The organism is Salegentibacter sp. T436 (genome assembly GCF_001932675.1).
Lineage (GTDB): Bacteria > Bacteroidota > Bacteroidia > Flavobacteriales > Flavobacteriaceae > Salegentibacter > Salegentibacter agarivorans.
In genome coordinates, this window is sequence record NZ_CP012872.1 from 3208941 (window position 1) to 3227614 (window position 18674).

An 18674-nucleotide genomic window follows, 5' to 3' on the forward strand; every position below is an offset into this window, starting at 1 on the left:
CTTCACAATTATTCTATTTTTGCGCTATGGGAAGAAGGAATAAAAACAAGGTATTTGAAGCCGTAGAAGTTACCGGTGCCGGTGGAAAAGGAAAAGGAATCGGGAAATCGCCAGATGGTAGAGTTATATTTATAGATAATGTGGTTCCCGGCGATGTAGCCGATATAAAAACTACTAAAAAACGAAAATCTTACTACCAGGGCACAGCGGTTAATTTTCATCAATTTTCAGAGAAGCGTGTAGAACCCGTTTGCCAGCATTTTGGAACTTGCGGAGGCTGCAAATGGCAAAATATGGGTTATGAATATCAGCTGGAATATAAACAGGACGAGGTTTTTAATAACCTTATTCGGGTTGGTAAGGTTGAACTGCCAAAGGTGACCCCTATTTTAGGAAGCAAAGAAATTTATTTTTATCGTAATAAAATGGAATTTTCATTTAGTGATAGCCGCTGGCTCACACCTGAAGAAATAAACAGCGGTAAAGATTTTGACGATAAAAATGCTCTTGGATTTCATATTCCAGGAATGTGGGATAAAATACTCGATATTAAAAAGTGCCACCTTCAGGAAGATCCCAGCAATGCCATTAGAAATTTTATAAAAGAATTTGCTACTTCTAATGGTCTTAGCTTTTTTAATGCGCGTAAGCAGGAAGGTTTATTACGAACTTTAATGATACGCACCTCCTCTACTGGTGAAATCATGGTGCTAATCCAGTTTTTTCATGAAGACAAAGCAAAGCGGGAATTGTTTTTAGATGCGGTAATAGAAATGTTTCCAGAGATTACTTCGCTTCAATATGTAATAAATGAAAAAGGGAACGATACTATTTACGACCAGGAAGTTATTTGCTATAAAGGCCGTGACCATATTTTTGAGCAAATGGAAGGACTTCAATTTAAAATAAACGCCAAGTCTTTTTATCAAACCAATTCGGCCCAGGCTTATGAATTGTATAAAATTACGCGCGATTTTGCCGATCTAAAAAGAGACGAAATAGTTTACGATCTTTATACCGGAACCGGAACTATCGCTCAATTTGTTGCAAAAAAAGCGAAAAAAGTAATTGGGGTTGAAGTTGTTCCGGAAGCGATTATTGATGCCAAAGAAAATGCCGAACGCAACCAAATTAACAATACAGAGTTTTTTGTTGGCGATATGAAAAAAGTTTTTTCTGAAGAATTTATCAATAATCACGGTCAGCCAGACGTTATAATTACAGATCCGCCACGAGACGGGATGCACAAAGATGTGATTGCCCAAATAATTGGTATATTGCCACAACGCATTGTTTACGTAAGTTGCAACTCTGCCACGCAGGCAAGGGATCTATCTTTATTAGACGAATATTATAAAGTTACCAGGGTACAGCCCGTAGATATGTTTCCGCAAACCCATCACGTGGAGAATGTTGTGTGTTTAGAAAGAAAATAAATGAATAGAAGTTTTTTAAAAATTCTTGTACCAAGTGTAGTTTTACTAATGCTTATTATGGGGTGCCAGCGCGACGATATTTGTCCTGAAAGCACCCAAACTACGCCCATGCTCATCTTGAGCTTTTATGATGTTAATGATCGTGAAAGCTATAAAAGCCCTACCAATTTAAGCGTAAGGTCTATGGTAAGCGATTCTATAAAGACTTTATACCAAAGAATAAATCCTGATACTATTCAAATTCCATTAAGAACAGATCAAAATACTACCACCTATACCTTTACGCTTTTTGATGCAGAAGAAGACGACGAAGATCCCGAATTTACACCAGATACAGATACTTTAACATTTACCTACGGGACTGAAGAAGTTTATGTAAACCGTGCGTGTGCCTATAAAGTAATTTATAATAGCCTTAAATTAACCATTGAAGGTGGGGAAGAAGGCGAATGGATAGATTCTTATATTATAGAAGAACCCAATATTGAAGATGATACAGAATCACATATCAGCATATTTTTTTAGCATCCTATTTCTGTTCCTTGCTGCTCCATTGCTAAGTCAGGAAACAACGGTACAGGAAAAAGCAATAGAAGATAGTTTGGCCAACCGTGAAAAATTTGGGCTTCGGGTTGGGGCCGATATTAGTAAGCTTTTAAAAACTGCTTTCCAGGACGATTATTCCGGGTTTGAGATTTTAGGAGATTACCGGGTTTATAAAGATTATTACGCTGCCGCGGAATTAGGAAATGAAAGTATTGGTTATGCTGAAGATAATATTAGCATTACATCTCGCGGAAGTTATGTAAAAATAGGAGCAGATTATAATGCCTACGAAAACTGGACAGGTATGGAAAACATTATTTTTGTTGGCGCTCGTTATGGATTTTCAACCTTTACGCAAGATGTTGAAGAATACCAAATCTATACCACCAATCCGTTTTTTGAACCCGATATTCGTTCTGAAACCATAGAATATTCTGGCTTAACGGCAAACTGGATAGAATTAATAGCCGGGATTAAAGTTGAAGTTTTAAATAATCTATTCCTTTCAGTGAATGTACAACTGAAACGCAGGCTATTTCAAAGCACCCCAGATAATTTTGACAACCTCGCAATTCCAGGGTTTAACCGAACCTACGACGATAGTAACATTGGAGTTGGTTATGGCTATACCATTAGTTACCTGATTCCTTTTTATAAAAAATAGAGATTAGATTAAACTACTCCTGAAACTTCGCTTTCTTTGATCCCTGGTAAATCTGGTATTTCAATAATTTAGATTCCAGGGCACCGTTGTAAAGCTTAATTTTTCGAGAAGGTCTTAGGCCAACGTGTTTTATTGCTTCAAGATTAGAAGTGATAAACCAGGCATCGGTTCCCGGGTAGGCCTGCTTCAGTGTATCTCCAATTTCTTTATAGAATTTCGGCATATCAATCTCCAAACGTTCTCCATACGGCGGATTAAACAACATATGTAAATGCCTTTCGCCTTCTTTTTCTGATGCAAAGAAATCCTGCCTTTTTACTTTAATAAATTCGGTGAGATTGGCATTTTCAATATTATCAATGGCTTTGTGTACTGCCGAAGGTGCAGTGTCATACCCCTGAATAGTAAAATGAAATTCCCGTACTTTTTTAAGTACTGAAGCTTCAATTTTTTCAAAAAGATCTTCATCCCAATCTTTCCAACGTTCAAAAGCGAATTCCTTTCGGTTTAAATTTGGTGGAATATTGCACGCAATCATTGCGGCTTCAATTAAAATAGTTCCACTACCGCACATGGGATCCAGAAAATCGCACTGCCCGTCCCAACCAGAAAGTAATAACATACCGGCGGCCAAAACCTCGTTTATGGGCGCAATATTGGTCGCGGTCTTATATCCACGTTTGTGCAAAGACTGGCCTGAAGAATCAAAAGAAACATTACAAAAATTCTTTTCAATATGAATATTAACCCTCAAAGTTGGAAAATCAAGATCCACATTTGGTCTTTTATCAAACTTATCCCGAAAACGGTCCACAATGGCATCTTTTGTTTTTAAGGAAATATATTGGGAATGCGTAAAAGTTTCAGAATGTACTGTGGCATCAATTGCCAGGGTATCGTCTACATCCATAAAATCTTCCCAGGGTAGCTCGTAAATTTTCTTGTAAAGGTCTTCTTCAGAAAATATTTTAAAACTTTGGTATGGTTTAAGAATTTTAATTGCAGTTCTAAGGCATAAATTCGCTTTATACATAAAGCCTTTATCACCTACAAAACTTACATTTCTGGTTCCCTCTTTTACATCCATAGCGCCAAGTGCCATTAATTCTTTAGCCAAAACTGGCTCAAAACCATACATGGTCTTGGCAATCATTTTAAAATTATTTTCCATATCGGTTTTTTACAGTCCACAAAAATAGGGTAATTTTGCTGAATATTAGTATTGCCGGCTGGGGATGCTGAAATATTACCAATGCTTTTACGACTTATCTTTTTAACTCCTTACAATGAGGATTGAAAATCGTTGTGGCTGGTGTTAATTTTTTATTTTTTACTCCCGATTAGCTTCGGTAGAGGCCCTGGAGTGTGCCTTGAGCAATTTTACTAATTATTTTTGACTTAATTAATGATCTACATTTTACCTTTAATTTCTGTAATTGCCGGTTACCTTATTGCCATTTTCTTAAAACCCTCCTCCTCTATTGGTTTTAAGTTATTGCTTAGCTTTAGCGGTGCTTATCTCCTGGCGGTTACCATTTTTGAATTACTGCCCGAAGTTTATCTAAACGGAACCGAAGAAGTGGGTATTTTTATAATGTTGGGCTTACTGCTGCAAATAATCCTCGAATTTGTTTCTAAAGGAGTTGAACACGGGCATTTGCACCACCAGGAAGGAATGAAAAAATTCCCAATCCTATTATTGATTAGTTTGAGTATTCACGCATTTTTGGAAGGTTTTCCTATGGATGAAGGCGATCATATCTTACACGGAGTCGTAATTCATAAAATTCCGGTGGCAACCATACTGTCGGTTTTTCTTATCCATTCTAATTTGAGTAAAATTAAAGTCGGACTGTTCCTCGCGGTTTTTGCTTTAATGACGCCGCTGGGAAGTTTCTTTAAATCGCAATTTAGTTTACTTCAGGATATTTCAATTTATATAAACGCGCTGGTAATTGGTATTTTTCTGCACGTTTCTACTACTATTTTATTTGAAGCTTCTAAAAATCATAAATTTAATATTTCCAAGTTGGCAGTGATTGTGGGCGGAATTTTACTGGCTTATTTTATTTAATATGTTTAGCAAAGCCGAAAGCAAAAAATTAAGGCAACAGTTCTGGACGAGTTTTGGTATCGTTTTCCGGCAAAAATGGTTGCTTTATAACACTGGAATTAAAGAGCTTGAATTAAAATTTACGTTTAACCGAAAATTTGCCCAAGTTTCTATAGATGTTATAGATGAAGATCCGCTGATTTGCGCATATTATTTTGAAAAGCTAATTTCCTTGAAAAAAATTCTAACTACAGAATATCTATCAGATGCCATATTTGAGGAAGAATACGAACTTCCGGAAGGGAAAATAATTTCCCGGGTTTACGTTCAATTAGATGGTGTTAGTATTCACAACCGCAATCAATGGCCTGAAGCGATGAAATTCCTAAATGATAATATGAAACAAATGGAAGCTTTCTTTGTGGAGTATAAGGATCTTTTTAGGTAAAGTCTACATTTTAATTGTTCATCATACTATTTGTTTCTTCATCTTTTAATAAAAAAATACCATGCCAGCGAATCTCCCATTAGAAATTCGGCAATTATTAAGTATCTTTTAATAATTGTTTAATCTTATTTAACAGCTAATTTTCCCGTTTTCCAGTAAATTCATTACAAATACTACCACTTCCAATTAAGGAATGTATTAAAAAGGAAAGAGAGGAAATGATGTTGAGGAAACCTTCTGAAGTAGACCACCTGGAAAAATATTATATTGCTAATTATACTGCCGCGATATACTATAAACACTGTATTCTAACCACTAAAAAGATCTTTTTAAAAAAACTGTTTAAATCTTTATACAATCATAAAAAAGCATTGAAAGACGATTTAGACCGGCATATTTTAGAAGCAAGAGACCAGGATTACCTGGACCAGCTTTTATTAAAATGCAAAAAAGAAGTGCTTAAAATGCAACAGAATTTAAGAATGAACACCAACCCAAAATCGGGACAAATTTGTACCGAAATGGAAAGGCGCTTTTTTAACCAGTTGCACCAAACACTTCAAGTATTAACAGATGGAAGTTTGCGTAACACCTTATTGTCTCACAAACATAAATCTAAAGCTTTACAGGAAAGATTACACCTGGTAAGCAAATACCTCATATAATTAGCCGTTAAATCCCCAGGTTATAAGTCTGTTGTGCAATTTCCAGTTCTTCATTGGTAGGAATAACTAAAACCTGAACTTTTGAATCTTCAGCATTTATAGTTCTTAATTCTTTTAAACGCTGTTTATTTTTATCTTCATTAAGTTTAATCCCAAAGAACTCCATATCTGCACAAACCAATTTGCGAATAACATCGCTATTTTCTCCAATTCCCGCTGTAAAAACCAGGGCATCAACGCCATTCATGGCAGCTGTGTAAGCACCTATATATTTTTTAATTCGGTAAGCATTCATATCCAGGGCTAATTGGCATTGTTTATTTCCATTTGCCGCCTGTTCTTCAATATCTCTAAGATCACTATAACCGGTAAGGCCGTACATTCCACTTTTATTATGCAAAATATCACTTACTTCCTGGGCTGAATACCCTAATTGTTCCACCAGGTAAAAAATAACCGACTGGTCTATATCTCCACTCCTGGTTCCCATAATAAGTCCGTTTACGGGCCCAAAACCAAGAGAATGGTCTATGCTTTTTCCATCCTGTACCGCCGTAATACTACAACCGTTTCCTAAGTGAATACTTATAATTTTAGAATTCTCTTTTTGTAAATATTCAATGGCTTTCTCCGTTACATATTTATGACTGGTACCGTGAAACCCGTATAGTTGAATGTGGTGTTTGTCTGAAAGTTCTGTAGGAATAGCATATTGCGAAGCCTGCTTGGGGATACTTCTATGAAATGCGGTATCAAAAACCGCTACCTGTGTGGCATTCGGGAAAAGTTTTTCTGCTACTTCAATCCCTTTTAAGTTTGGAGGATTATGCAAAGGTGCCAAAGAAAAGTATTCTTTAATCTTAGCCTTTACCTTCTCGTCTATCACTATGGTTTTAGAAAAACTATCGCCACCATGCACTACCCTATGGCCAATTGCCGGGATTTCTTCGGCATTTTTAATAACTCCTTTTTCCGAATCCATTAAAAGATCTGTAATTGCCTTTAATGCTATGGCGTGATCTTTTGCTAAAAGTTCTTCTGAAATCGATTCGTTTTTAGTTTTATAATGAAGTTTTGAACCTTCCAATCCTATACGTTCTACCATTCCTGAAGCTAAAACTTCTTCTGAAGGCATTTGTATTAATTGAAATTTTAAAGACGAACTTCCTGAATTTATAATTAAAATATTCTTCATTTGTTTGTGTTTGAGTTCAGCATCTTGCTGATTTCATTCTGAATTAAATTCCTTGAGCCTGGATGGCAGTTAAAATTACGGTATTGTAAACATCAGCAACGGTACAACCACGACTTAGATCGTTTACGGGCTTATTTAAGCCCTGAAGCATTGGTCCTATGGCCAAAGCGCCAGTTTCACGTTGTACAGCTTTATAAGTATTATTTCCGGTATTTAAATCGGGGAAAATTAGCACGTTAGCCTGTCCAGCTACTTCAGATCCTGGTAGTTTACTTTTTCCAACGCTAATATCTACTGCAGCATCATATTGAATTGGGCCTTCAATTTTAAGATCTGGTCTTCGTTCTTTAACTATGGCAGTTGCTTCTCTCACTCTATCTACATCTTCACCTTTTCCTGAAGTTCCCGAAGAATAAGAAAGCATGGCGATTTTTGGATCTATACCAAAGGCTGAAGCACTCTCTGCCGAAGAAATAGTAATTTCTGCTAATTCTGCCGCAGTAGGATTCGGATTAATCGCGCAATCACCAAATACTGAAACCCTATCTTCTAAACACATAAAAAATACAGAAGAAACTACAGAAACATTTGGTTTGGTTTTTATAAATTGTAATGCGGGTAAAATAGTATGTTGCGTGGTATGCGCTGCTCCAGATACCATCCCGTCTGCGTGACCTTTATAGATCATCATAGTTCCGTAGTACGAAACATCGCTTAAACGATCTTTCGCCATATCCATATTTACACCCTTATGTTTTCTTAATTCATAGAAAGTTTCAGCATAATCCTGGAAATTTGGGGAGTTTACAGGATCTACAATATTTACTTTTGAAAAATCAAGATCTAATGCAATTTTAGCGACAGTTTTCTGAATAGTGTCAAAATCTCCCAATAAAGTTAGCTCTACCAGGTCCATATCTATAAGGCGTTTTGCTGCGGTTAGGATACGCTCATCTGTACCTTCTGGCAACACAATATGCTTTTTACTTTGTCTGGCTCTCTTCACCAAATCGTACTGAAACATTCTTGGAGTTCTACCCTGGGGTTGGTAATTTGTAAGTTTTTCTACCAGGGGATCAAAAGAAACATACCGCTCAAAAATACTAATGGTAGTTTGTATTTTCTGAATACTATCGGCATAGATATTAGACTTTATGGCACCAACTTTATTTGTTACTGCAAAAGTCCCCTCCTGTACCGAAATTATAGGAACAATATCAGATAAACCTTCAATTAATTTTAAAATTGATTCTTCCGGCCTTAAACCACCGGTTAAAATAATTCCTGAAATTCTTGGATAATTGCTCGAAATATTGGCTTGTAATGCACCAAGAATAATATCAGCTCTATCACCAGGAGTAATTACTAAACTTTCATTTTTTAAAGTAGTTAGATAATTTCTAAGCTGCATTGCTCCTACTCCAAAATTCCCGGTTTGATTATCCAGAAAATCGTGACCAAATAAAACCGTCCCGTCCAGTGCTTTAACTATCTCTTTTAAAGTTGGATTATTCAGTGTATCAATTAACGGAATTGCAAAAACATCAACTTCCTGAGGTAAAAATCCTCGCATATTTTTTGCTGCAGGCTCCAGGTTCTCTTCCTGGATTTTATTACTAACCATAGCAATAACCTGAACTTCTTTATCTCTAAACGCACGATAAGCCATTTGTTGGTTTCCTAACAATTCTTCCCAGCTCTTAAACTGGCCGCTAACTACAATTATAACTGGTATTCCTAAATTCTTAGCAATCACTACGTTTACATCAAACTCAAAAACACTACCCTCACCAGAGAAATCACTTCCTTCTACCAGTATAAAATCAAATTCATCTTCCAGCTTTTTATACTTGGAAATTATAGTGTCAATAATCTCCCCCGATTTTCCATCATTTGTTTTTTGAATTACCTCACTTCGGGTAAATGCATAAGTATCTTCATAAGGGATTTTTAAATCAAAATAGCTTAAAACTGTATCTATGTGATTGTCTTTTTCTCCTTTTGGGACATCGTTTATAATTGGCCTGAAGTAACCTACTTTCACCATTTTTCCTAAAAGTGTTCTCATTAATCCTAACGAGATCATAGATTTTCCGCTGTGGGACTCCAGCGTAGCGATATAAATTCCTTTGTTCATAATTTGTAAATTGGTTCGGCAAAAATAAAGTTAATAAAACAATTGTGTTTTTATGTTACTGGTAAAAAGAAGTAAACCTGACATCTATCAGCTTTTGATTATTCATACAACTTAGAACAGGGTATACAATGAATTTTAGCAAATTGAATAAAACAAAAAAACCACCCGAAGGTGGTTTTAATAATTAACTTATTGGTATATTATAAATCCAGCAAACCTACAAGGAGAATATCAAAATTCACTTCTGAATCTGCATCTACTGAGAAGCCTAAAAGATCTATTTCTGACGTGGTAGTAGCTTCAACTTCACCATCTAGTTCCAGCTCACCATCGGCATCCTCATCAGAAAAAGAAACAAAATGAAGTTCATAATCTCCTTTTTCTATAAAATGAATTTCAAACTCTCCCGAAGATTCATTTATTTTACTACTTGCGGTAGCATTGGCAAATAACACTCCTTCGCCATTTGCCGAAGTTTCATCTTCACTATACGCACCATCTTCATAAGCAAAAACCACAATAGTTTCAGACTCTGTAGAACCAAAATCGCTAACTGTACCGGTAATCTCACCGGCATTAATACTATTTACAGCTCTTATACTGTGAGCTAATTCGCTATCACTTACAAATTGAAATTCTCCTGCAGAATTAGTGACTATAGACTTTCTAAGGTCAAAATCTAAAATGATTTCATTATCATCATTCTCCTTAATCTCAACCTGATCGGTGATACTAATTTCTGCGGAAGAAGTAGCCAGGGCCTTCTTCTCCCCACTGCTAGTAAGTACATAATTAGCCGGTGCCTCTCCCGAAGCATCTGTTTCATTGTCCAGGCTTAACACAATCTCTGAAGTGGTACCACTTTCTAACTCAACATCTCCCAGTAATTCGGTTTCACCGTTTTGTAAACTACTAAGATTTACCGTAGTTTTTTCAAATCCTTCAATGGCTTTACCATTTACGCTTACCCCGGTAACGGTAATAAATACTGCATCAACTTCTGCATTATCAATTGGGGCATCGGTAAGATATACCTCGGTATTATAAGTGTCTGGTTGTGGCTCGCCGGTATCCACATCATCATCGTCATCTGAACACGAGACCAGAAGTCCCATTGATAACATTAAAATTCCTGTTTTGAATAAATACTTCAAATTCATAAGTTTTTAGTTTTCCGTTGTTTTCACAACAGTTAGTAATTAATAGATTTGATTAGCGCATCTTACGCAAGTAATTATTCGTTATAAAACTGGTTTTAAGTTCTGCCCTATTAACGCAAGTGAATTAGGACTATTATTCAAAAAGTATGATTTATAATAGGTTTAACAATCCTTAAGAAAAAATTAAATGAAGAAAATGAAAGATAAAACTCCGGTAGAATGGTGGAAGCTTCTTTAATTTAGTGCTTACACTTTGAAGTAATAGTTGGTTTTAAAGATTGGTAATAAGGAAGGCTTAAAATCCCAATTTTAGAATAAGTGGATATTGCTTCAGAAAGACACAATATAACAACCTGAAAAGATTACTGACGGGGTACTTCTGAGCCTGAGTATACTTCAGCCCCAAACTTATTAAAACAAAAAAAGACCCTTACAACTTAATGTAAGGGTCTTCTAAAAAAAGGCGGTGACATACTCTCCCACAAATAGCAGTACCATCTGCGCTAACGGGCTTAACTTCTCTGTTCGGAATGGGAAGAGGTGAGCCCCGTTGCCATAACCACCTTAAGTCTTTAGTATGCAGTGTTCAGTAACCAGTGGGCAGTAATGCCCTGTTCCCTACTAGATGTCATACCTAATAAGTTGACATATATAAGAAACAAAGAATAAAGAAAATACTGCGGTAAAAGCATTCAAGTGCTTCCCATCCCTTGCAGGATAGGAAGCGTCGCATCAAGCTTTACGGATTATTAGTACCACTCGGCTATGACATTGCTGCCTTTACACCTATGGCCTATCAACGTGGTCGTCTCCCACGGTCCTTTAAAGAAATCTCATCTTGTGGTGGGTTTCGCGCTTATATGCTTTCAGCGCTTATCCCTTCCCAACGTAGCTACCCAGCAATGCTCCTGGCGGAACAACTGGTGCACCAGAGGTTGGTCCAATCCGGTCCTCTCGTACTAGGATCAGGTCCACTCAAATTTCTAACGCCCACTACAGATAGAGACCGAACTGTCTCACGACGTTCTGAACCCAGCTCGCGTGCCACTTTAATGGGCGAACAGCCCAACCCTTGGGACCTTCTCCAGCCCCAGGATGTGACGAGCCGACATCGAGGTGCCAAACCCCCCCGTCGATGTGAGCTCTTGGGGGAGATCAGCCTGTTATCCCCGGCGTACCTTTTATCCTTTGAGCGATGACCCTTCCATGCGGTGTCACCGGATCACTATGCTCTACTTTCGTACCTGATCGACCTGTATGTCTCTCAGTCAAGCTCCCTTTTGCCATTGCACTCTACGCACGGTTACCAAGCGTGCTGAGGGAACCTTTAGAAGCCTCCGTTACTCTTTTGGAGGCGACCACCCCAGTCAAACTACCCACCAAGCACTGTCCCTCATCTAATGAGGTTAGGCTCCGAACAAGTAAAGGGTGGTATTTCAACAATGACTCCACACCGCCTGGCGACGGCGCTTCAAAGTCTCCCACCTATCCTACACATCACTTGTCCAAAGTCAATACTAAGCTATAGTAAAGGTGCACGGGGTCTTTTCGTCCCGTAGCGGGTAATCGGCATCTTCACCGATACTACAATTTCACCGAGCTCATGGCTGAGACAGTGTCCAGATCGTTGCACCATTCGTGCAGGTCGGAACTTACCCGACAAGGAATTTCGCTACCTTAGGACCGTTATAGTTACGGCCGCCGTTTACTGGGGCTTCAATTCAATGCTTCGCCGAAGCTAACATCTCCTCTTAACCTTCCAGCACCGGGCAGGTGTCAGGCCCTATACATCATCTTTCGATTTAGCAGAGCCCTGTGTTTTTGATAAACAGTCGCCTGGACCTCTTCACTGCGGCCCCGCCTAAAGCGGGGCGACCCTTCTCCCGAAGTTACGGGCCCATTTTGCCTAGTTCCTTAGCCATGAATCTCTCGAGCACCTTAGAATTCTCATCCCAACTACCTGTGTCGGTTTACGGTACGGGTTGCCACCACTCGCTTTTCTTGGAAGTCGATTCGCTGGATTATCACGCCGGCCGAAGCTTTTGTGTACTATCGGGGTGTTACCACTCCCTTCAACGTGCTATTCCGTCAGCACGCACCAACTGTTCGCCTCCGTCCGCTTTAACGTGGGGCAAGTACAGAAATATTAATCTGTTGTCCATCGACTACCCCTTTCGGGTTCGCCTTAGGTCCCGACTAACCCCCAGCTGATTAGCATAGCTGGGGAAACCTTAGTCTTTCGGTGTGCAGGTTTCTCGCCTGCATTATCGTTACTTATGCCTACATTTTCTTTTGTAACCAATCCAGCATACCTCGCAGTACACCTTCATCTCTGTTACAATGCTCCCCTACCACTCCATATCTAAATATGAAATCCATAGCTTCGGTAATATGTTTATGCCCGATTATTATCCATGCCGGACCGCTCGACTAGTGAGCTGTTACGCACTCTTTAAATGAATGGCTGCTTCCAAGCCAACATCCTAGCTGTCTGGGCAGTCCAACCGCGTTTCTTCAACTTAACATATATTTGGGGACCTTAGCTGATGGTCTGGGTTCTTTCCCTCTCGGACACGGACCTTAGCACCCATGCCCTCACTGATATAAAACATTTTATAGCATTCGGAGTTTGTCAGGAATTGGTAGGCGGTGAAGCCCCCGCATCCAATCAGTAGCTCTACCTCTATAAAACTATTATACCGCTGCACCTAAATGCATTTCGGGGAGTACGAGCTATTTCCGAGTTTGATTGGCCTTTCACCCCTACCCTCAGGTCATCCCAAGACTTTTCAACGTCAACGGGTTCGGTCCTCCACTATGTGTTACCACAGCTTCAACCTGCCCAAGGGTAGATCACACGGTTTCGCGTCTACCATTACCAACTTAATTCGCCCTATTAAGACTCGCTTTCGCTACGGCTCCACAGCTGAACTGCTTAACCTTGCTGGAAACGGTAACTCGTAGGCTCATTATGCAAAAGGCACGCCGTCACCCCCTAAAGGGCTCCGACCGCTTGTAAGCGTATGGTTTCAGGATCTATTTCACTCCCTTGTTCAGGGTTCTTTTCACCTTTCCCTCACGGTACTGGTTCACTATCGGTCTCTCAGGAGTATTTAGCCTTGGCGGATGGTCCCGCCGGATTCATACAGGGTTTCTCGTGCCCCGCACTACTCAGGATACCACTATCATTGCATTCTTTACCTATACCGGGCTGTCACCGTCTATGGCCAGGCTTTCCAACCTGTTCTAATTCTGTTTGCAACAAATGTTGTGGTCCTACAACCCCATAAGGTCCGTAAACCTTATGGTTTGGGCTAATGCGCGTTCGCTCGCCGCTACTAGCGCAATCACTATTGTTTTCTCTTCCTCCGGGTACTTAGATGTTTCAGTTCTCCGGGTTTGCCTCCTTGCGGATACTATACCTTCAGTATAGTGGGTTGCCCCATTCGGATATCTGCGGATCAACTTGTATGTGCCAATCCCCGCAGCTTTTCGCAGCTTATCACGTCCTTCTTCGCCTCTGAGAGCCTAGGCATTCCCCATACGCCCTTATCTAGCTTGTATGCTTCTTGCTTATGCTCGAATTTCTCGTGACCTTAAATCACAATATATTCTATTAATTTAATTAATTTACCTCGTTATAAAATTTACATCCTATAACTGTAGTTTTCTCGTATTCTTTGTTTCTCAATATGTCAATGAACTTTTTTCCTCTTAAGCAACCTAAAATCAATGGCAAACAAACGAATATGCTTTCGCGTTTCCTGATGTTTGTATTACCTATCTCCCCTAGATCTTAAGGAATCGTGGAGAATATCGGAGTCGAACCGATGACCTCCTGCGTGCAAGGCAGGCGCTCTAGCCAGCTGAGCTAATCCCCCGTTTGTTAGTTGGCAGTTAATTAGTATTCAGTATTCAGTTAAAACTGTACTGCGTACTGCTCACTGCGTACTCTAAACTGGTTTCCCAACTTCTAAAATTTCCTTTCAATTTGTAATGAACGTTGTTGTCTCAAATTCAAATTACTTTGAACTATGAACCTTTAACTTTGAACTGCGCCTTAGCGCGTCGTAGTCTCAGGCAGACTCGAACTGCCGACCTCTACATTATCAGTGTAGCGCTCTAACCAGCTGAGCTATGAGACTGTCCTTTATTCTTTAAATATTAAATCGACAGCTTAGAATCAAGACCAAAAAAGGTCTTTAAGAACTTCCCTTTTGATTATTGCGCGTTGCACTTAAAGTGCATTGCTCTAGAAAGGAGGTGTTCCAGCCGCACCTTCCGGTACGGCTACCTTGTTACGACTTAGCCCCAGTTACCAGTTTTACCCTAGGCGGCTCCTTGCGGTGACCGACTTCAGGTACCCCCGGCTTCCATGGCTTGACGGGCGGTGTGTACAAGGCCCGGGAACGTATTCACCGCATCATGGCTGATATGCGATTACTAGCGATTCCAGCTTCACGCAGTCGAGTTGCAGACTGCGATCCGAACTGTGATAGGGTTTGTAGATTCGCTCCTTCTCGCGAAGTGGCTGCTCTCTGTCCCTACCATTGTAGCACGTGTGTGGCCCAGGACGTAAGGGCCGTGATGATTTGACGTCATCCCCACCTTCCTCGCGGTTTGCACCGGCAGTCTGGCTAGAGTTCCCGACATTACTCGCTGGCAACTAACCACAGGGGTTGCGCTCGTTATAGGACTTAACCTGACACCTCACGGCACGAGCTGACGACAACCATGCAGCACCTTGTAATCTGTCCGAAGAAAAAAGTGTTTCCACTCCTGTCAGACTACATTTAAGCCCTGGTAAGGTTCCTCGCGTATCATCGAATTAAACCACATGCTCCACCGCTTGTGCGGGCCCCCGTCAATTCCTTTGAGTTTCATTCTTGCGAACGTACTCCCCAGGTGGGTTACTTATCACTTTCGCTTAACCACTCAGCCCTTAATCGGGCCGAACAGCTAGTAACCATCGTTTACGGCGTAGACTACCAGGGTATCTAATCCTGTTCGCTACCTACGCTTTCGTCCATCAGCGTCAGTATATTATTAGTGATCTGCCTTCGCAATCGGTATTCTGAGTAATATCTATGCATTTCACCGCTACACTACTCATTCTAACCACTTCATAATAACTCAAGACAATCAGTATCAATGGCAGTTCTCCCGTTGAGCGGAAGACTTTCACCACTGACTTAACTGCCCGCCTACGGACCCTTTAAACCCAATGATTCCGGATAACGCTTGGATCCTCCGTATTACCGCGGCTGCTGGCACGGAGTTAGCCGATCCTTATTCGCAGAGTACCGTCAAACTCCCACACGTGGGAGTGGTTCTTCCTCTGTAAAAGCAGTTTACAACCCATAGGGCAGTCTTCCTGCACGCGGCATGGCTGGATCAGGCTCTCGCCCATTGTCCAATATTCCTCACTGCTGCCTCCCGTAGGAGTCTGGTCCGTGTCTCAGTACCAGTGTGGGGGATCTCCCTCTCAGGACCCCTACCTATCGCTGCCTTGGTAAGCCGTTACCTTACCAACTAACTAATAGGACGCATACCCATCTAATGGCCATAAATGTTTAATGAAAATATCAGGAGATATTCCCATACTATGGGGCATTAATCCAAGTTTCCCTGGGCTATTCCCCTCCAAAAGGTAGGTTGTATACGCGTTACGCACCCGTGCGCCGGTCGTCAGCGAAAGAGCAAGCTCTTCCCTGTTACCCCTCGACTTGCATGTGTTAGGCCTGCCGCTAGCGTTCATCCTGAGCCAGGATCAAACTCTTCATCGTTGTTTCTTAAATATAATTACAACAATCAAATCGTCTGTACTCAAAGATGACTTCTCTAGTCTTAATTCTAAATTATTTGTATCATTTCTCTCTCAAAAAATGTACGCGCTGTCAATTCAATAAATCAATGAACTTCCCCAATTTTACTCGGGATATTCTTGTCGAAATTAAAGGACTCGAACCTCTCTCTATCTCACCCACCCGGGATTTCTTTTCAGTATTTTTTAGGAACTTGTTTCCGCTGTAAGCGGCTGCAAATATACAATGCTTTTTCTTTACCCGCCAAATCTTTTTTAGAAAAATTTTTGACTTTTTTTTAAAGCTTTCCATTCTCAAAAGAACTTTAAAAACAACTCCCGTTTTCTTTAAAAACCTTCGCTGTTTTTGCGGCTGCAAATATACACCCTCTTTTGATTCTGGCAAGTAAAAAAATAAGTTTTTTTACTTTTATTTTTTTAAGCTTTTATTTCCTTAAAAAATCACCGTATCCCAATATGTAATGAACTTCCCACTTTACTTCCCAACCCTCGTTGTGTCCCAAAGCGGGTGCAAATATACTGCTGTTTTATTCCCCCGCAAGCTCCAAATAATAATTTTTTAAAGAAATCTTAAAACCAATTCCTAAACTTCTCAATAAAAGGAACTTGTAAGATAAAAAATTTAAAGAAATATTGGGGAGACAAAAGTTAATTTAACCTACCAGGTCTTTTACTCCATTTATCGGTGAGTTCTACGTATTCAAAATCTAAAGCAGTAGCCTGTGGTTCTAATATATCATTCACAAAAGAACGCTGCAAAATATCTTCAATTAAATAATCTTCATGATTATTTCTGGGATCAAATTCTTCCTTTAAAGATATTTCAAATAAACTAGCCGTGGTATTGTACCAGAAAGCCCGCCAACCACTTTTTAAATTTTTAATAAGGTTAAAAGCAGTGGTACCGGTTTGTCTATGTACTAACTTTACCAAAATCTGTCCCTCGGTATGGGTAAGCTTTTTTAATTCCGCAGAAAATTCATCCTCTATATAGTCCTGAACAATCTTTGTATATTTTCTTTGCGCAGATCGGGAATCAATTTCCTCCAGTCTGGAATTAAGTGCTATTAATCTTTCTGAAGCCAATTTGGCATAAGGATAAACCTTCCGGGTTTTTCTCCTTAATATAAGGTATTGCTTTCTTTCAGCAAGACTATTAAAATGAAGCTTTTTTAAAATTACTACTTCATTAAGATCTATACTCTCCCTTGGCACCGTATCACCGGTAATAATCATGTATTTTTTTTGCAAAGTATCTTCAGCAGGAAAGTTTTCCTGTGCAAAAAGTCCGGAAAGACTAAAGGCTATAAAGAATATTATTAAAAAAAACTTTCTAAGCATTTGCTCATTATTTACCTATCCTATCTTACTAAAATCATTCCAAAATTAATCAATAATGAGTTGCCATACATTTAATTCTTATTAAATTCGTGAAAATTCAAAACTATGAGCAAAGACAGTATACTTGATAAGGAATCTATAGATTTCCTGGAAAAATACCTTAACAATGCGGCACCAACGGGTTACGAATCTGAAGGGCAGAAATTATGGATGGATTATTTAAAACCTTATGTAGATGATTTCTTCACAGATAGCTACGGGACCGCGGTTGGTGTTATAAATCCTGAAGCCGAATATAAAGTTGTAATAGAAGGACACGCTGATGAAATTTCGTGGTACGTAAATTATATAACCGATGAGGGTTTTATTTACGTGGTAAGAAACGGAGGTAGCGATCACCAAATAGCGCCATCAAAACGTGTCAACATACATACTAAAAAAGGAATAGTAAAAGGTGTTTTTGGCTGGCCGGCAATTCACACTCGTGATAAAGATGAAGAGCAGTCTCCAAAAATAGATAATATTTGTATAGATGTTGGGTGTACAAGTAAAGATGAAGTTGAAGAATTGGGCGTACACGTTGGTTGTGTAATTACCTACCCTGATGAATTTTTTATACTTAATGAAAATAAATTTGTTTGCCGGGCCCTGGATAACCGTATGGGCGGATTTATGATCGCACAGGTTGCAAAATTACTAAAGGAGAATGGTAAAAAATTGCCTTTCGGACTTTATATCACCAACTCGGTACAGGAAGAAATTGGACTTAGGGGAGCAGAAATGATCACCCACCGTATTAAGCCAAACGTAGCTATTGTTACCGATGTTACTCACGATACCAATACGCCAATGATAAATAAAAAGAAAACCGGCGATACTAAAATTGGTCACGGCCCTGTTATTGCCCACGCTCCTGCGGTTCAAAATAAATTAAGGGAATTACTTATTGACACCGCCCAGGAAAAAGAAATTCCGTTTCAGCGTATGGCGAATTCAAGGTTTACTGGAACCGATACTGATGCTTTTGCTTACAGTAACGGCGGGGTTCCTTCAGCTTTAATTTCGCTTCCATTAAGATATATGCATACTACAGTGGAAATGGTACATAAAACCGATGTAGAAAATGTTATTAAATTAATTTACGAAAGTGTTCTAAAAATAAAGGATGGAGATAGTTTTAGTTATTTTGATTAAATAATTAGTCT

Annotated in this window: 12 protein-coding genes, 2 tRNA genes and 3 rRNA genes; 7 read left to right on the forward strand and 10 right to left on the reverse strand. The window is 39.4% G+C overall.

The genetic code is table 11. The features are described from left to right. Positions 1 to 26: 26 nt before the first annotated feature. From rlmD to AO058_RS14225, 3 genes are read left to right on the forward strand one after another with little or no spacing between them, the layout of a single operon-like run. Positions 27 to 1436 carry a 23S rRNA (uracil(1939)-C(5))-methyltransferase RlmD gene (gene rlmD / locus AO058_RS14215; RefSeq protein ID WP_075327987.1) on the forward strand — a complete coding sequence of 470 codons (1410 nt, stop codon included), beginning with the start codon at positions 27 to 29 and terminating at the stop codon, positions 1434 to 1436. After that, positions 1437 to 1961, forward strand: coding sequence for a DUF6452 family protein (locus tag AO058_RS14220; RefSeq protein ID WP_075327142.1), 525 nt, complete (start codon positions 1437 to 1439; stop codon positions 1959 to 1961). Continuing rightward, positions 1927 to 2646, forward strand: coding sequence for a DUF6048 family protein (locus AO058_RS14225; RefSeq protein ID WP_075327143.1), 720 nt, complete (start codon positions 1927 to 1929; stop codon positions 2644 to 2646). The genes AO058_RS14220 and AO058_RS14225 overlap by 35 nt, the downstream gene beginning before the upstream one ends. Before the next feature lie 13 nt (positions 2647 to 2659). Here AO058_RS14225 and AO058_RS14230 read toward each other — a convergent pair whose 3' ends face one another. Then, positions 2660 to 3817, reverse strand: a complete 1158-nt coding sequence (locus AO058_RS14230; protein WP_075327144.1) for a THUMP domain-containing class I SAM-dependent RNA methyltransferase — start codon at positions 3815 to 3817, stop codon at positions 2660 to 2662. A 234-nt stretch (positions 3818 to 4051) separates the two neighbouring features. Between AO058_RS14230 and AO058_RS14235 the strand changes: the two genes are divergently transcribed. From AO058_RS14235 to AO058_RS14245, 3 genes are all read left to right on the forward strand, one after another. After that, a complete protein-coding gene (locus tag AO058_RS14235) occupies positions 4052 to 4720 on the forward strand; it encodes a ZIP family metal transporter (RefSeq protein WP_075327145.1) in 669 nt (222 codons plus the stop codon). A gap of 1 nt (position 4721) precedes the next feature. Continuing rightward, positions 4722 to 5147, forward strand: coding sequence for a DUF4268 domain-containing protein (locus AO058_RS14240; protein ID WP_075327146.1), 426 nt, complete (start codon positions 4722 to 4724; stop codon positions 5145 to 5147). 218 nt (positions 5148 to 5365) lie between these two features. Next, complete coding sequence (locus tag AO058_RS14245; protein WP_143083695.1) at positions 5366 to 5812, forward strand: hypothetical protein; 447 nt, start codon at positions 5366 to 5368, stop codon at positions 5810 to 5812. A gap of 7 nt (positions 5813 to 5819) precedes the next feature. Here the strand turns inward: AO058_RS14245 and AO058_RS14250 are convergent, their stop codons facing one another. The 9 genes from AO058_RS14250 to AO058_RS14295 form a co-directional block, all read right to left on the reverse strand. Continuing rightward, positions 5820 to 7007, reverse strand: coding sequence for an acetate/propionate family kinase (locus AO058_RS14250; protein ID WP_075327148.1), 1188 nt, complete (start codon positions 7005 to 7007; stop codon positions 5820 to 5822). A gap of 43 nt (positions 7008 to 7050) precedes the next feature. Next, positions 7051 to 9144 (reverse strand): phosphate acetyltransferase, encoded by a 2094-nt coding sequence (gene pta / locus AO058_RS14255; RefSeq protein ID WP_075327149.1) that lies wholly within the window; start codon positions 9142 to 9144, stop codon positions 7051 to 7053. Between the two features lie 200 nt (positions 9145 to 9344). Then, complete coding sequence (locus tag AO058_RS14260) at positions 9345 to 10304, reverse strand: DUF4382 domain-containing protein (protein WP_083634191.1); 960 nt, start codon at positions 10302 to 10304, stop codon at positions 9345 to 9347. 458 nt (positions 10305 to 10762) lie between these two features. After that, positions 10763 to 10871, reverse strand: a 5S ribosomal RNA gene (gene rrf, locus AO058_RS14265). Between the two features lie 161 nt (positions 10872 to 11032). Next, positions 11033 to 13869, reverse strand: a 23S ribosomal RNA gene (locus tag AO058_RS14270). A 242-nt stretch (positions 13870 to 14111) separates the two neighbouring features. Continuing rightward, a tRNA-Ala gene (locus tag AO058_RS14275) sits at positions 14112 to 14185 on the reverse strand. 190 nt (positions 14186 to 14375) lie between these two features. Next, a tRNA-Ile gene (locus tag AO058_RS14280) sits at positions 14376 to 14449 on the reverse strand. 111 nt (positions 14450 to 14560) lie between these two features. Beyond that, positions 14561 to 16090: ribosomal RNA gene (locus tag AO058_RS14285) — 16S ribosomal RNA — on the reverse strand. The 16S, 23S and 5S rRNA genes sit together here with 2 tRNA genes alongside, the layout of an rRNA operon. Positions 16091 to 16776: 686 nt before the next feature. Beyond that, positions 16777 to 17469 (reverse strand): DUF4294 domain-containing protein, encoded by a 693-nt coding sequence (locus tag AO058_RS14295; RefSeq protein ID WP_075327151.1) that lies wholly within the window; start codon positions 17467 to 17469, stop codon positions 16777 to 16779. Positions 17470 to 17574: 105 nt separating this feature from the next. Here AO058_RS14295 and AO058_RS14300 point away from each other — a divergent pair, with 105 nt between their 5' ends. Continuing rightward, positions 17575 to 18663 (forward strand): M42 family metallopeptidase, encoded by a 1089-nt coding sequence (locus tag AO058_RS14300; protein ID WP_075327152.1) that lies wholly within the window; start codon positions 17575 to 17577, stop codon positions 18661 to 18663. Positions 18664 to 18674: the final 11 nt, after the last annotated feature.